Annotated in this window: 12 protein-coding genes; 6 read left to right on the forward strand and 6 right to left on the reverse strand. The window is 59.5% G+C overall.

Features of this window, described 5'->3' with window-relative positions:
* Position 1: 1 nt before the first annotated feature.
* The 5 genes from ACIK7D_RS12910 to ACIK7D_RS12930 form a co-directional block, all read right to left on the reverse strand.
* On the reverse strand, positions 2–802 hold the full coding sequence (locus tag ACIK7D_RS12910; protein ID WP_127755792.1) for an amino acid ABC transporter ATP-binding protein: 801 nt from the start codon (positions 800–802) through the stop codon (positions 2–4).
* A gap of 12 nt (positions 803–814) precedes the next feature.
* Positions 815–1,597: an amino acid ABC transporter permease gene (locus tag ACIK7D_RS12915; RefSeq protein ID WP_080819164.1), complete on the reverse strand. Its 783-nt coding sequence runs from the start codon at positions 1,595–1,597 to the stop codon at positions 815–817.
* Entirely contained in the window at positions 1,594–2,337 is a 744-nt protein-coding gene (locus ACIK7D_RS12920; RefSeq protein WP_127755793.1) for an amino acid ABC transporter permease, read from the reverse strand. The genes ACIK7D_RS12915 and ACIK7D_RS12920 overlap by 4 nt, the downstream gene beginning before the upstream one ends.
* A gap of 297 nt (positions 2,338–2,634) precedes the next feature.
* Positions 2,635–3,471 carry a transporter substrate-binding domain-containing protein gene (locus tag ACIK7D_RS12925; protein ID WP_003524556.1) on the reverse strand — a complete coding sequence of 279 codons (837 nt, stop codon included), beginning with the start codon at positions 3,469–3,471 and terminating at the stop codon, positions 2,635–2,637.
* 401 nt (positions 3,472–3,872) lie between these two features.
* Positions 3,873–6,161, reverse strand: a complete 2,289-nt coding sequence (locus tag ACIK7D_RS12930; RefSeq protein ID WP_400156494.1) for an NADP-dependent malic enzyme — start codon at positions 6,159–6,161, stop codon at positions 3,873–3,875.
* Positions 6,162–6,627: 466 nt separating this feature from the next.
* Here ACIK7D_RS12930 and ACIK7D_RS12935 point away from each other — a divergent pair, with 466 nt between their 5' ends.
* Positions 6,628–8,058 (forward strand): mannose-1-phosphate guanylyltransferase/mannose-6-phosphate isomerase, encoded by a 1,431-nt coding sequence (locus tag ACIK7D_RS12935; protein ID WP_400156495.1) that lies wholly within the window; start codon positions 6,628–6,630, stop codon positions 8,056–8,058.
* Positions 8,059–8,124: 66 nt separating this feature from the next.
* Here ACIK7D_RS12935 and ACIK7D_RS12940 read toward each other — a convergent pair whose 3' ends face one another.
* Positions 8,125–8,847 carry a CPBP family intramembrane glutamic endopeptidase gene (locus tag ACIK7D_RS12940; RefSeq protein WP_400156496.1) on the reverse strand — a complete coding sequence of 241 codons (723 nt, stop codon included), beginning with the start codon at positions 8,845–8,847 and terminating at the stop codon, positions 8,125–8,127.
* A 220-nt stretch (positions 8,848–9,067) separates the two neighbouring features.
* Here ACIK7D_RS12940 and ACIK7D_RS12945 point away from each other — a divergent pair, with 220 nt between their 5' ends.
* The 5 genes from ACIK7D_RS12945 to ACIK7D_RS12965 all read left to right on the forward strand — a co-directional run bounded on the left by ACIK7D_RS12945 (position 9,068) and on the right by ACIK7D_RS12965 (position 14,198).
* Complete coding sequence (locus ACIK7D_RS12945) at positions 9,068–10,300, forward strand: ABC transporter substrate-binding protein (protein ID WP_400156497.1); 1,233 nt, start codon at positions 9,068–9,070, stop codon at positions 10,298–10,300.
* Positions 10,301–10,443: 143 nt separating this feature from the next.
* Complete coding sequence (locus ACIK7D_RS12950; RefSeq protein ID WP_003525111.1) at positions 10,444–11,346, forward strand: carbohydrate ABC transporter permease; 903 nt, start codon at positions 10,444–10,446, stop codon at positions 11,344–11,346.
* On the forward strand, positions 11,339–12,280 hold the full coding sequence (locus ACIK7D_RS12955) for a carbohydrate ABC transporter permease (protein WP_400156498.1): 942 nt from the start codon (positions 11,339–11,341) through the stop codon (positions 12,278–12,280). Before ACIK7D_RS12950 ends, ACIK7D_RS12955 begins: the two co-directional genes overlap by 8 nt.
* Before the next feature lie 5 nt (positions 12,281–12,285).
* Positions 12,286–13,374: an ABC transporter ATP-binding protein gene (locus ACIK7D_RS12960; protein ID WP_080820951.1), complete on the forward strand. Its 1,089-nt coding sequence runs from the start codon at positions 12,286–12,288 to the stop codon at positions 13,372–13,374.
* 59 nt (positions 13,375–13,433) lie between these two features.
* Positions 13,434–14,198, forward strand: coding sequence for a sugar phosphate isomerase/epimerase family protein (locus ACIK7D_RS12965; protein WP_400156499.1), 765 nt, complete (start codon positions 13,434–13,436; stop codon positions 14,196–14,198).
* Positions 14,199–14,220 lie beyond the last annotated feature (22 nt).

Consider the following 14,220-nt stretch of genomic DNA (forward strand, 5'->3'; position numbering starts at 1 on the left):
ATCAAATCCCTTCGCCGTCATTGACCCGCGCGCCCTGTCCGCCGAGACCTTTGACGAAGGCGTTGATGCGCGGATTGGTCGACTTGTAGAAGATGTGCTCCGGCGTGCCCTGATCGACGATCAGGCCATTTTCGGTGAAGACGATATTGTCGCTGATTTCTTCGGCAAAACGCATTTCGTGGGTGACGAGAATGCTCGTCATGCCGTCATTGACGAGATCGCGGATGACGGCGAGCACTTCGCCCACGGTTTCCGGGTCGAGCGCGGATGTGACCTCATCGAACAACACCAGTTCGGGCCGCATGGCAAGCGCGCGGGCAATCGCCACACGCTGCTGCTGGCCGCCGGAAAGCTGGCCGGGATAGGCATCGACCTTTTGGGAAAGACGGACTTTTTCCAGCAGTTCGCGGGCATGGCGCTCGGCTTCAGCCTTCGGCGTACCGAGAATCTTGATCGGCGCGATGGTAATGTTTTCCATCACCGTCAGATGCGGAAAGAGGTTGAACTGCTGGAAGACAATGCCGATGCGCTTGCGCAGCGCGATGCGCTCGGCCTCGGTCTTCAGCTGGTCGACACGGGTGCCGCCGACGGTGATTTTGCCCGATTGCGGAATGAGCAGGCCGTTGATGCAGCGCAGGATGGTGGACTTGCCGGAGCCGGAAGGGCCGATGATGGAGACGGCGTCGCCCTTGTTGACCGTAAGGTCGATGCCCTTCAGGACCTGATTGTCACCGAAGGACAGGTGTATGCCTTCCAGTTCAACCAGAGCTTTTGCGGCGGTTTGTGGTGCGGGTGCGGACATGGCTTGTTCCAATCAGCGGGAAGCGAAGCGCCGCTCAAGGCGCTGCGTGAAACGGGAGACGGGATAGCAGAACAGGAAGAACGCCATCAGAACGGTGAGGTAGACCACGACGGTGAAATCGTTGCGCTGCACGGCGGTGCTGGCGTCCGTCGCGGCGTGCAGAAGTTCATGCACGCCGACCAGCGAGGCGAGCGCCGTACCCATGGTGATCGACGCATAGAGGTTCATCCATGGCGGCAGCGAGCGCTTCACGCATTGCGGCAGGATGATCCAGCGCAGTGTCTGGTTGCGCGAAAAGCCCAGCCCCTGTGCCGCTTCCCATTGTGCCGTCGGAATCGACTGGATGGCCCCGCGGGTGATTTCGGCGATATGGGCGCTGGCCGGAATGGCGAGACCGACGACGGCCTTGATCCAGTCCGGGAAGGGAATGTAGTTGCCGAAAGCGACGATCTCGAAGGGGAAGATGTAGGTCGCGGCAAAGATCAGCACCAGATGCGGGGCGTTGCGGAATATCTGCACATAGGTGAGCGCGGGCGCACGTACGAGACGGTAGGGCGCAAGTTCCATGATGCCAAGGAGGACGCCGATGAAGGTGCCGATGGCTATCGCAAGGATGCTGATCAGCACGTTCATGGCAAAACCCTTGGCCAGATAGGGCAGCCATTGCAGCAGCACCTGACCGAGCGACGGATCGAGGATCAGCCACAGCACGACGGCAATCAGCACGCCGAGCAGCAGAATGGTGCCGAAGGGCGGCTTCTTTACCGCCTGTGTTGGAGAAACCACCGCACTCATTGACCGAACCCCGGAACCGCAAGACGCCGTTCAAGCCACAGACCGGCCCTTGCGACGATAAAATTGATGACGCTGAAGAAGATCAGGATGACGATCATCAGCTCGACCACATTGTCGCGCTGCGTCCAGATCAGGATCGAGGCATAGGTGATTTCACCCACCGCAATTGCCGAGCCGACCGTGGTGAGCTTCACCAGATTGACGAGGTTGTTGATGATGGAGGGCAGCGCCGTGCGGATCGCCAGCGGAAACTCCACATAGCGTAAAATCTCGAAGGAACTGAAACCGATCGCACGCGCCGCCTCGATGGTGGTGGCCGGCACCGCCTCGATGCCGCCGCGCAACGCTTCCGCATGGAAAGCGGCAATGTGCAGGCCGGTGATGGCGACGACCCAGAAAAAGGGTGTGAGCGGATTGTTCTGCGCGCCGCCCAGCGCATTGGAAATCAGCATGTTGAGCACGAGGAAGCCGCACATCAGCTGCACCAGCGTCGGCGTGTTGCGCGTCAGTTCCACATAGGCGCGCACGGGGCCGGCGAGCCAGGTCTTGCCCGATGTCAGCATGGCCGCGAAAATGAAGCCGAAGACGAGGCTGAGCGGCAAAGTGACGGCGACGAGGATCAACGTCATCTTCATGCCATCGAGCCAGATCTGAACCTCGTAACCGCTGTTCAGAAAGTCATAGTTGAGGCCGAGATGCGCGGCCAGTTCTATGAAGCGCGCTGTAAATCCATCCTGCATCGGAAATCCATGCTGTTGTCGCGGGTGCGCCGCCCTGCAGGCGGCCCCAGAATGACCTGTCTTGCTTTAAAGCAGAAAAGAACGGCGGGCGAAACCGACCGTTCCCGATAGTCAGGGGAAATCGCCATGATAGCAGCCGCCTTTGCGTCACGCCGGTCCCCGGAACAAGCCAAGGATGATCCGGCATCCAGCCACGGCGCGTCTGCGCCGTGAAGGAGTCTCTCGCGATCAGGAGCCTGATCACGCTTGACCCCGGATCCCGTCCGGGGTGACGGAGTGAGCGGGTTGCCCGATCCCTTATTGTGCCGAAAGCTTCTTCTGCTGCTCTTCCATATAGCCGATGCTCGGCAGACGGTTGGCCTTGGCGAATTCCAGCATCTTGCCGGAGGCGTGCAGTTCCTTGACGATCTTGTCGAGAGCGGCCTGTGTGTCGCTTTCGCCCTTGCGCAGCCAGATCACGGAATCCGACGGGATGAGGTCGGTGGGGATGAGGATGCCGTAATCTTTCCACTCATCGGCGCGGTCCTGAAGCATCAGGCTCAGCGTGCCGTTGACGTGAACGGAGACGTCGCAATTGCCGCCCTTGAGTGCCAGCAGCGATTCCGGCTGGCTCGGCAGCGCCTTTACCTGCGCGCCATATTGCTCGATCAGCGGCTGGGTGTAGTTGGAGCCTTGCGAAACGCAGGCGATCTTGCCCTTCAGGTCCGGCCAATCCTTGATGCCACTGTCCTTGCGGCCGATGGCGGCGCCGCCCTGGCGGTCATAGGGGGTCGGTACGTAATCGAGCGTTTTGGCGCGCTCTTCCGTGTACTGCATGTTGGCGATCAGAATATCGACCTTGCCCTGCTGCAGGAACTGCACGCGGTTGGGCGGGGTCACGGTTTCGGTGACCAGCTCGACACCGAGGCCAGCGGCCAGCGCCTTGGCGACATCGATGTTGAGACCCTTCTGCTCCTGCGTCTTCGGATCGATGAAACCGAAAGGCGCGCCGGAGAGGATGACGCCGACGGTGAGCTTGCCGCGACCTTTGATCCGGTCAAGCGTTGCATCCGCGTGAGCGGCGGTGGCCATCGAAGCGATGACGACGGTTCCGGCAATGAGTTTTGCTGCAAATTTGGAGAAAGAGAGGGCCATGGGTATTTCCTTTTGATTGTAGGTGGAAACTACATGAGGCACCCGCCAAGAGCGAGAATTGGCATTGCGTGAAAAATAGTATGAATAAAATCCGGTTCCAATAAATCTTTTGTGGAGAAAAATTATCCTAATAATTTTGAATTGTAGAATCTTGTTCTTTTCCTCCCTTGCTGTGTGCCGGTTTGTCAGGAGCGGGAGAGTAGTCCGGATGTCGCTGAGGACCGGATGGCCACATGCGGAGCGAGCGCATCCGGCTTGTCTCTTCTCCCCGTGGGGGAGAAGGTCGCGGCAGCGGGATGAGGGGGCGAGGCGAGCGATATGCGGAGAGCTTGCCCCCTCATCTGCCCCTTTGGGGCATCTTCTCCCCGGCGGGGAGAAGAAAAAAGCCGCACGCCCTGTTCTTATCGTCCGGCATTATAGGCCGCGATTGCTGCCATGTTGACGATATCGCTGTCCTTCGCACCCATCGAGGTGATCTGCACCGATTTGTCGAGGCCGACGAGAAGCGGGCCGATGACGGTCGCGCCGCCCAGTTCCTGCAGCATCTTGGTGGAGATGGAGGCGGAATGGATGGCGGGCATGACCAGCACATTGGCCGGGCCGGAAAGCCGGGCAAAAGGATACTGGCTCTGCATGCGGTGATGGTTGAGCGCCACATCGGCCGACATTTCGCCGTCGACCTCGAAATTGACATTGCGCCTGTCGAGGATTTTCACGGCCTCGCGCACCTTGTCGGAGCGTTCGCCGGTCGGTTGGCCGAAGGTGGAGTAGGCGAGCATGGCAACGCGCGGCTCGTAACCGAAACGGCGGGCGAGGCCGGCTGCCTCTTCGGCGATATCGGCCAGGTCTTCCGCGTTCGGCATGTCGTGCACGGCGGTATCGGCAACGAAGACGGTGCGGTTGCGCGAGACCACCAGCGAAACGCCGATGACGCGATGGCCGGGCTTGGTGTTGATGCAGCGGCGGATATCCTCCAGCGCCGTGGAGTAGTTGCGGGTAACGCCGGTGACCACGGCGTCCGCATCGCCCATAGCCACCATGCAGGCGGCGAAATGGTTGCGGTCGTTGTGAACCAGACGCTGCACGTCGCGCAGCAGGAAACCGCCGCGCTGCAAACGCGCATAAAGATAATCGACATAGGCATCGACGCGGCTGGAAAGGCGGGCGTTGGTGATCTCGATATTGGCACGGTCGAGATCGATGCCGGCGCGTTCCGCATTGGCCTTGATGATATCGTCACGGCCGAGCAGGATGGCGGTGCCGAGGCCCTGCGCGGTGAAGGAAATCGCCGCGCGCATGACCTGTTCTTCTTCGGCTTCCGCAAAAACGACCCGCTTCGGCGAGCGGCGCACCCGCTCGTAAAGGCGCTGCGTGGTGGAAGCCATCGGGTCGCGGCGGGCGGAAAGCTCGCGGGCATAAGCGTCGAGGTCGGGCAGCTCCCGGCGGGCGACGCCGGTTTCGATGGCGGCTTTCGCCACGGCCACCGGAATGGCCGAGATCAGGCGCGGATCGAAAGGGACCGGAATGATATATTGCGATCCGAAGCGCGGGCGGTTGCCCTGATAGGCGGCAGCTACGTCGTCAGGAACATCCTCGCGGGCCAGATCGGCGAGCGCCTGTGCCGCCGCGATCTTCATAGCGTCGTTGATCTGGCTGGCGCGGACATCGAGCGCGCCGCGGAAGATATAGGGAAAGCCGAGGACGTTGTTGACCTGGTTCGGGTAGTCCGAACGTCCGGTCGCCATGATGGCGTCGTCGCGGATGCGCGACACTTCTTCCGGCGTAATTTCCGGGTCCGGATTGGCCATGGCGAAGATGATCGGCTTCGGCGCCATGGAGCGGATCATCTCTTCACTGAAAGCGCCCTTCTGGGAGAGGCCGAAGACCACATCCGCGCCCTTCATGGCTTCCGCCAGCGTGCGGTTGTTGGTTTTCACCGCGTGTGCGGATTTCCACTGGTTCATGCCTTCGGTACGGCCCTGATAGATCACGCCCTTGGTATCGCAGAGCGTGATGTTTTCAGGGTTGAAACCCATGGCCTTGATGAGGTTCATACAGGCGATTGCCGCCGCACCCGCGCCGTTGCAGACGAGCTTGGTGGTCTTGAAGTCGCGGCCCGTCAGTTCGATGGCGTTGATGAGGCCGGCAGCGGCGATGATGGCGGTGCCGTGCTGGTCGTCATGGAAGACGGGAATGTCCATCAGCTCGCGCAGGCGGCTTTCGATGATGAAACATTCCGGCGCCTTGATGTCTTCCAGATTGATGCCGCCGAAGGAGGGGCCGAGGTAGCGCACGCAGTTGATGAACTCATCGGCGTCTTCGGTATCGACCTCGAGATCGATGGAATCGACATCGGCGAACCGCTTGAAGAGAACGGACTTACCCTCCATGACCGGCTTGGAGGCGAGCGCCCCGAGATTGCCGAGACCGAGGATGGCCGTGCCGTTGGAGATGACCGCAACCATGTTGCCGCGCGTGGTATAGTCGTAAGCGGTCGCCGGATTTTCGGCGATGGCTTTCACCGGCACGGCCACGCCCGGCGAATAGGCAAGCGACAGATCCCGCTGCGTCGCCATCGGTTTGGTCGGGGTGATTTCCAGTTTCCCCGGTCGGCCTTCCGCGTGGAAATCCAGGGCTTCCTGATCCGTAACCGATGTTCTTGTGCTGGCGGGTTTCGTCGTGTCGGACATGGGCTGAGCCTGCTTTCGTGTCGATAACAGTGTAAAAATATCCGCCGTTGTTATTGTATTTTTCGCGGGCCTGCCAAGCCTTGAATGTTGTTCAGTGCAGCAAATTTAAGCGTGATGAAATTTGCGGCCGATTTAATCGATTAATTCCCGTTGTTCGTGTCAAAGGCTTTGCCGATAGGATTGGCGGGCTCGGCTCATCGCTCTGAAAAATGAAGCGCAGGGCTTTGTCCCGGGGGGGGGGGCTTTGCTCTCAGTCACTTTGAGCGGCCATTCCGTGCGGAACCTCGCACTCCCCCTTGCGTTAGGAAAACGGGCCTGCCGGCAAATGCCCCGCCGTTCACCAAGCTTTCACAAGGCGAATTTATGAGCTTGCGCTTATCCGCCCGTGAACCGATGATGGCGGTATTTCGAAATATGTATATTGTCCGGCGCACCGGGAAATTTTTAGAGTTGGAAAGGTTTTATTGTGAAGGAACACTCTCGAAAGATCACGCCGGTTCTTCTTGCTGGCGGTGCTGGTTCGCGGCTTTGGCCGGTATCGCGCGATCAATTGCCCAAGCAGTTCCAGCCGCTGGTCGGCAATCTTTCGACCTATCAGCAGACGCTGCAGCGGGTGGGCGACAAGGGCCTTTATGCCGAGCCGCTGGTGATCACCAACGAGGATTTCCGTTTCTTCGCCCGCCGTCAGGCCGAAGAGATCGATCTGCCGGCAACCGTGGTGCTGGAGCCCGCCCGCCGCGACAGCGCCGCCGCCATGGCCGCCGCCGCCGTGCTGGCCGAGCGCCGCGAGCCTGGATGTCTGGTGCTGGCGCTTGCCGCCGACCATGTGGTGCTCGATGCCGACAAGTTCTCCGACGCCGTGAAACTCGGCGCAAAAGCCGCCGATCAGGGCAATATCGTCGTCTTCGGCCTGGTGCCGACCGAACCGCGCACCTCCTACGGCTATATCAAGCCGGGTGATGCGATCGATGGCGAAAAAGACTTGAGCACCGTCGACGCCTTCGTGGAAAAGCCGGATATGAAGACGGCGATCTCCTATCTGGAAAAAGGTTATCTCTGGAATTCCGGCAACTTCCTGTTCCGCTCCGATGTGATGATCGCCGAACTGAAGGCCTTCGCCCCGGAGATTCTGGCGGCGGTGACGCAGGCGGTCGAGCAATATGAAAGCGACCTCGGTTTCGTGCGCCTGCATCAGGCAAGCTTCGAGGCTTCCCCGAAGAACTCCATCGACTATGCCGTGATCGAGAAGACCAAACGCATGGCGGTGGTGCATGGCCATTTCCGCTGGTCGGATATCGGCAGCTGGGATGCCATCTGGGAAATTGCCGACAAGCGCGGCAACGACAATGCGCTGGAAGGCAACGGCGTCTTCATCGATTCCGAAGGCTGCCTCATCCATTCGACGCAATTGCTGACCACGGTGGTTGGCGCCAAAGACATGGTGGTGGTGGCCACCAAGGATGCGGTTCTGGTGGTGCCGAAAAACCGGGTGCAGGATGTGAAGGGCCTGGTGGAGACGCTGAAGGACGGCGAACATGCACCGCAGACGCAGAGCCACAAGCGCGTCTATCGCCCCTGGGGTTATATCGAACACATGTATGTGGACGAGCGTTACCGGGTTGGCCACATCACGGTCGACCCCGGCCATCGCATCTCGTTTCAGAAACACTATCACCGCTCGGAACACTGGATCGTCGTCAAGGGCACGGCGACGGTGACGATCGGCGAAGAAACGAAGTTGCTGACGGAAAACCAGTCGGTCTATATCCCGATCGGCCAGCCGCACCGGCTTGCCAATGAGGGGCAGATCCCGCTCGAACTGGTCGAAATCCAGACCGGAGCCTATATCGGCGAGGATGATGTCATCCGCATCGAGGACGATTATAAAAGGCAATAGAATTGCCGCCAGCTCCGAAGGTTTAGAGTAGGTGAGGCGGATAGTTGTCCGGCTCGCCTTTTCGGCTCAGGCGGTCAGCGCGTTCACGCAATGGGCAAGGGCATGCGACAGCATCGCCGCCTCCAGCCCCCGACGCCAGAACAGCCATCCGAACAGCAGGCCGGGGATAAAATTGGTGAGCAGGACTGCAAGGATCAGCGCCGCCTGCGGCCGAGCGACAATCGCAAACAGAAACGGCAGATGACCAGCGGCGAAGAGTGCCGCCGCCATAAGGATGGCGGCCCACAAAATCACCGGTCGAATCTGTCCCCTTCCGGTCACGCGCCAAAGCGCCCAGGCGAAAAACGACATCAGGCCCCATCGGGTCAATAGCTCTTCCGTGATCCCGCCATAGAGAATCCGGGTCGCCAGCGGGACGTTAAAAGCGGTCATTTTTGCCACGGCGGCCGCATCCGCGACCGATGGCAGGATCGCCGATGAATAGGCGATCATCAGCAGGCCGACGGCAATGCCCACTGTCAGCGAGGGCGGCACCTGTGTTCGCAGCACCGCGCGCGGGTTGTCGCCCGTCAGCCAGCTATCGACCAAGGGGGCGCCAAGCCCGAGTTTTGCGGTCAGAGCCTGACCGGTTGCTACCGCCGCAATGGTCAGTATTGCCGGCTGGATGAGGATCAGCAGGCGCATTCCGAATGAAACTTGCTGTCCCGGTACAAGCTGCTCAAATGTCGCCAATAAAAGCGATGCGACGCCGGTTAATCCGATGACCAAAAGAATATGCCAGCGCTTCATGGTCTCTTCACCTGTTTTACTCGCTGCGAAGTTTTGTAAGCGACTGGCATTGCGTGTGGATTACGCAGCGCAATCCCCTGTGCCGCATACCTATCCGGCGCATTTTCCAATAGTTCAAATGCCTCCTGCGGGCGCTGTGAGATTCGTATTTTAGGCGGTTGCCTAATCAAAAATCTTCGCATACGTTCCAACTGCAACGTTTCAGTGAGGGAGGAGACTCATGCGAATGCGTGTTATTTCTGCGGCCTTTTTGGCCAGCGTGATGATTCCGGCGGGTATCGCCGGGGCCACCGATCTTGAGGTGACCCATTGGTGGACATCGGGCGGCGAAGCCGCAGCGGTGGCCGAACTGGCCAAGGCTTTCGACGCTACCGGCAACAAATGGGTGGATGGCGCGATTGCCGGTTCGGGTGGCACGGCCCGTCCGATCATGATCAGCCGCATCACCGGCGGCGACCCGATGGGCGCGACCCAGTTCAACCACGGCCGTCAGGCGGAAGAGTTGGTGCAGGCAGGCCTGATGCGCGACCTGTCCGATGTTGCCGCAAAGGGCAACTGGAAGGACGTCATCAAGCCGGCAAGCCTGCTCGACAGCTGCACCATCGACGGCAAGATTTACTGCGCGCCGGTCAACATCCATTCCTGGCAATGGCTGTGGCTTTCCAATGAAGCCTTCAAGAAGGCGGGCGTCGAAGTTCCGAAGAACTGGACGGAATTTGTCGCCGCCGCGCCGGCGCTAAAAAAGGCCGGCATCCAGCCGCTCGCGCTGGGTGGGCAGGCATGGCAGGCCAACGGCCTGTTCGACACGCTGACGCTTTCGATCGGCGGCAAGGACCTTTATCAGAAGGTCTATGGCGACAAGGATGCCGAGGCGGCAGCCGGGCCCGATATGGCGAAGATTTTCGCGGCTGCCGTCGAGGCGCGCGACATGGCCAAGGGCACCAATGTTCAGGACTGGAACCAGGCCACCAACATGGTCATCACCGGCAAGGCCGGCGGCCAGATCATGGGTGACTGGGCGCAGGGTGAATTCCAGCTGGCCAACCAGAAAGCCGGCACGGATTATTCCTGCCTTCCCGGTCTTGGCCTCAGTGAATATCTCACCACGGGTGGCGACGCCTTTTATTTCCCTGTTTTGAAGGACGAGGCGAAAACCAAGGCGCAGGACGTTCTCGCCGCAACCATCGTCGATCCAAAAACGCAGGTGGCCTTTAACCTGAAGAAAGGCTCGCTGCCGATCCGCGGCGACGTCGATCTGAATGCAGCCAATGACTGCATGAAAAAGGGTCTGGGAATTCTGGCCAAGGGCAATGCCCTGACCAGCACCGACCAGCTGATTTCCGCCGATACGCAGAAACAGAAGGAAGACCTGATGGCGGAATTCTTCGCGGGCTCGATGTCGGCGGAAGACGGGCAGAAGCGCTTCGCGGACATTATCGGTTCGGCGGACTGATTGTGATCTCTCCGGGTGGGAAAGCGGTTCGCCGCTTTCCTTTCCAGCGTCCTGCCTGTGCAACAATCACCAGCACGGGCAGGGGTTTCATGCGGTGAGGCTTTTGCCTGACCGTTGACTGTAACGTTACAGGAGGAGGTAACATGGCAGGTCAAGCGCGCTCGGGGCGCCCCAACCAGCTTTTCCGCAATCTCAATTCCAAGATTGCCTCCATTCCCATGATACTGACCGCCATGGTGATCTTCCTCGGCGGCACGATCTGGACAGTGGTTTATTCCTTCACCAATTCCAAGCTTCTGCCGCGCGCGAGCTTTATCGGTTTCGATCAATATGAGCGTTTGTGGGCAGCACCACGCTGGATCGTGTCCATCCAGAATCTGGCGATCTACGGTGTGCTGTCGCTGATCTTCAGCCTCGTCATCGGCTTCGTGCTGGCGGCGCTGATGGATCAGAAAATTCGTTTCGAAAACACCTTCCGCACCATTTTCCTCTATCCTTTCGCCCTGTCCTTCATCGTCACCGGTCTCGTCTGGCAATGGCTGCTGAACCCGGAATTCGGCATCCAGTCCGTCGTCCGCTCGATGGGCTGGGAAAGTTTCACCTTCGATCCGCTCTATAATTCCCAGATTGTCATCTACGGCATTCTGATCGCGGCGCTCTGGCAGGGCACGGGGCTCGTCATGTGCCTGATGCTGGCGGGCCTTCGCGGCATTGACGAGGACATCTGGAAGGCGGCACGCGTCGACGGCATTCCGATGTGGAAGACCTATATTCTCATCATTATTCCCATGATGCGGCCGGTCTTCATCACCACGCTGGTCATCATCGCCAGCGGCATCGTCAAGGTTTACGATCTGGTGGTGGCGCAGACGAGCGGCGGGCCAGGCATCGCGTCCGAAGTGCCGGCGAAATATGTCTATGACTACATGTTCCAGGCGCAGAATCTGGGGCAGGGCTTCGCCGCCTCGACAATGATGCTCCTGACGGTCGCGATCATCATCATTCCATGGGCCTACCTCGAATTCGGAGGCAAGAAGCGTGGCTAATATCAGCACATTGAACACGGTTGTCGCCGCCAGCGATGCGGTTGCCCCGGACCTTTCCGGCCCGCGCGGCAAGAGGCCGAGGAAAACCTTTTCCCGCCGCAACATCATTCTTTACGGCACGCTCATCGTGGCTGCCGCCTATTACCTGCTGCCGCTTTACGTGATGGTCGTCACCTCTCTGAAAGGCATGCCGGAAATCCGGCTCGGCAACATCTTTGCGCCGCCGGTGGAAATCACTTTCGAGCCCTGGGTGAAGGCCTGGGCCAATGCCTGCACGGGCCTGAACTGCGACGGGCTTTCACGCGGCTTCTGGAATTCGGTGCGCATCCTCGTGCCTTCGGTGGTGATCTCGATCATCGTCGCCTCCGTCAGCGGCTATGCCATGGCGAACTGGAAGTTCAAGGGATCGGAACTGTTCTTCTCGATCCTCATCATCGGCGCCTTCATTCCCTATCAGGTGATGATCTATCCGATTGTCATCGTGCTGCGCGAACTTGGCATATACGGTACGTTAACCGGTCTCGTCATTGTGCATACCATCTTCGGCATGCCGATCCTGACGCTGCTGTTCCGCAATTACTTCGCCTCGCTGCCGGAAGAACTGTTCAAGGCGGCGCGCATCGATGGCGCCAATTTCTGGCAGATCTATTTCCGCATCATGCTGCCCATGTCGCTGCCGATCTTCGTCGTGGCGATGATCCTGCAGGTGACCGGCATCTGGAACGACTTCCTGTTCGGCGTGGTGTTCACGCGGCCGGAATATTACCCGATGACGGTGCAGCTCAATAACATCGTCAACTCCGTGCAGGGCGTGAAGGAATACAACGTCAACATGGCCGCCACGCTTCTGACCGGGGCCGTGCCGCTGATCGTCTATTTCGTCTCCGGCAGGCTTTTCGTCCGCGGCATTGCTGCCGGCGCAGTAAAAGGTTGAGCTATATGAACAAAAGCGTTTCCATTCGCGATCTTTCCCTGTCCTTCGGCGCCGTTACCGTGCTGAAAGACCTCAATCTCGATATTTACGACGGCGAATTCCTCGTGCTGCTCGGCTCTTCCGGCTGCGGCAAGTCGACCCTTCTCAATTGCATCGCCGGCCTTCTGGAGCCGACCGATGGGCAAATCTTCATCAAGGACCGCAACGTCACCTGGGAAGAGCCGAAGGATCGCGGCATTGGCATGGTGTTCCAGTCCTATGCGCTTTATCCGCAGATGACGGTGGAGAAGAACCTGTCCTTCGGCCTTCAGGTCGCCAAGGTGCCGAAAGAGGAGATCGACCGCCGCGTCAAAAGGGCGGCTGGCATATTGCAGATCGAGCCGCTGCTGAAACGCAAGCCGGCCGAGCTTTCCGGCGGCCAGCGCCAGCGTGTGGCCATCGGCCGGGCGCTGGTGCGGGATGTGGATGTGTTCCTGTTCGACGAGCCGCTCTCCAACCTCGATGCCAAGCTGCGCTCGGAACTGCGCGTCGAAATCAAGCGGCTGCACCAGTCGCTGAAGAACACCATGATCTATGTGACGCATGACCAGATCGAGGCGCTGACGCTGGCGGACCGCATCGCCATCATGAAGAGCGGCGTCATCCAGCAGCTCGCCGATCCCGTCACCATTTACAACAAGCCGCGAAACCTCTTCGTCGCCGGTTTCATCGGCTCGCCTTCCATGAATTTCCTGCGCGGCGAGCTGATCGAAAAGGACGGCAAGGTGGTCTTCACCACCAATGGCGTGACTTTCGCGCTGGACGGTTATCATTCGGAAACGCCGCTTGCCGCCGGCCGCGCCGTGGTTCTGGGCGTTCGCCCCGAACATGTGCGCGTCGATGCCGATATCGTCGGCGGTGAAGTGCACGAGGCGATTGTCGATATCGAGGAGCCGATGGGTGCGGATAATCTGATCTGGCTGAAACATGCCGGGCATACCATGTCCGTGCGTGTCGGTGGCCACAGGCGGTTTTCACCCGGCACCAAGGTGCGCCTCGGCCTCGACATGACGATGGCCTCGCTGTTCGACGCGCAAAGCGAGGACCGGCTCTAGAACAGCTTCGATTTACCCCCACACACAATCCCAAGACCCCGATCTCTATGGAGGAGACAATGACAGAACTCGGTTTCCAGCTTTACAGCGCCCGTAATTTCCAGCCTTTTTCCGATATTCTGAAGAAGCTTTCGGCGGCGGGTTATAAACATGTCGAAGGTTATGGCGCGATGTACGCTTCGCTGGATGATGCCGGTTTGAAAGGCCTGCGCGCCGAACTCGACGCCAATGGCCTTGCCATGCCGACCGGCCATTTCGGCCTCGACCTTCTGGAAGGCGATCCGAAAAAGGCGCTCAATATTGCCAAGGTTCTGGGCGTGGAGGCGATCTATTGCCCTTATCTGATGCCTGACCAGCGCCCGACAGATGCCGCAGGCTGGTTCGCTTTCGGCAAGCGTCTGCAGGAAGCCGGCAAGCCCTTCGTGGATGCCGGGCTGGTTTTCGGTTGGCATAACCATGATTTCGAGTTCAAGACGCTTGGCGACGGTTCCACCCCACAGGAGCAAATCTTTGCCGGTGGCCCGGACCTGAAATGGGAGGCGGATATCGCCTGGATCATTCGCGGCAATGCCGATCCGCTCGCCTGGATCGAGAGCTACGGCAAGCGCATTACTGCGGTACATGTGAAGGATATCGCACCGGCAGGCGAGAATGCGGATGAGGATGGCTGGGCCGATGTCGGTCATGGTACAGTGGACTGGAAGGGCCTCGTCGCGGCGCTGAAGGCGAAATCGGCCACCAAACATTTCGTGGTCGAGCACGACAATCCGAAGGATATCGACCGACTGATCACCCGTTCGATCGCATCTTTCAAAACCTACTAAATTTCAATTTTCGGAGTTTCCA

Source organism: Agrobacterium sp. P15N1-A (genome assembly GCF_044626815.1).
Taxonomy (GTDB): Bacteria; Pseudomonadota; Alphaproteobacteria; order Rhizobiales; family Rhizobiaceae; genus Agrobacterium; species Agrobacterium leguminum.

Bases quoted from the DNA above. Each gene is read 5' to 3' on its own strand.
- ACIK7D_RS12910 (WP_127755792.1), bottom strand. From the start codon at position 802: ATGTCCGCACCCGCACCACAAACCGCCGCAAAAGCTCTGGTTGAACTG.
- ACIK7D_RS12915 (WP_080819164.1), bottom strand. From the start codon at position 1,597: ATGAGTGCGGTGGTTTCTCCAACACAGGCGGTAAAGAAGCCGCCCTTC.
- ACIK7D_RS12920 (WP_127755793.1), bottom strand. From the start codon at position 2,337: ATGCAGGATGGATTTACAGCGCGCTTCATAGAACTGGCCGCGCATCTC.
- ACIK7D_RS12925 (WP_003524556.1), bottom strand. From the start codon at position 3,471: ATGGCCCTCTCTTTCTCCAAATTTGCAGCAAAACTCATTGCCGGAACC.
- ACIK7D_RS12930 (WP_400156494.1), bottom strand. From the start codon at position 6,161: ATGTCCGACACGACGAAACCCGCCAGCACAAGAACATCGGTTACGGAT.
- ACIK7D_RS12940 (WP_400156496.1), bottom strand. From the start codon at position 8,847: ATGAAGCGCTGGCATATTCTTTTGGTCATCGGATTAACCGGCGTCGCA.
- ACIK7D_RS12945 (WP_400156497.1), top strand. From the start codon at position 9,068: ATGCGAATGCGTGTTATTTCTGCGGCCTTTTTGGCCAGCGTGATGATT.
- ACIK7D_RS12950 (WP_003525111.1), top strand. From the start codon at position 10,444: ATGGCAGGTCAAGCGCGCTCGGGGCGCCCCAACCAGCTTTTCCGCAAT.
- ACIK7D_RS12960 (WP_080820951.1), top strand. From the start codon at position 12,286: ATGAACAAAAGCGTTTCCATTCGCGATCTTTCCCTGTCCTTCGGCGCC.
- ACIK7D_RS12965 (WP_400156499.1), top strand. From the start codon at position 13,434: ATGACAGAACTCGGTTTCCAGCTTTACAGCGCCCGTAATTTCCAGCCT.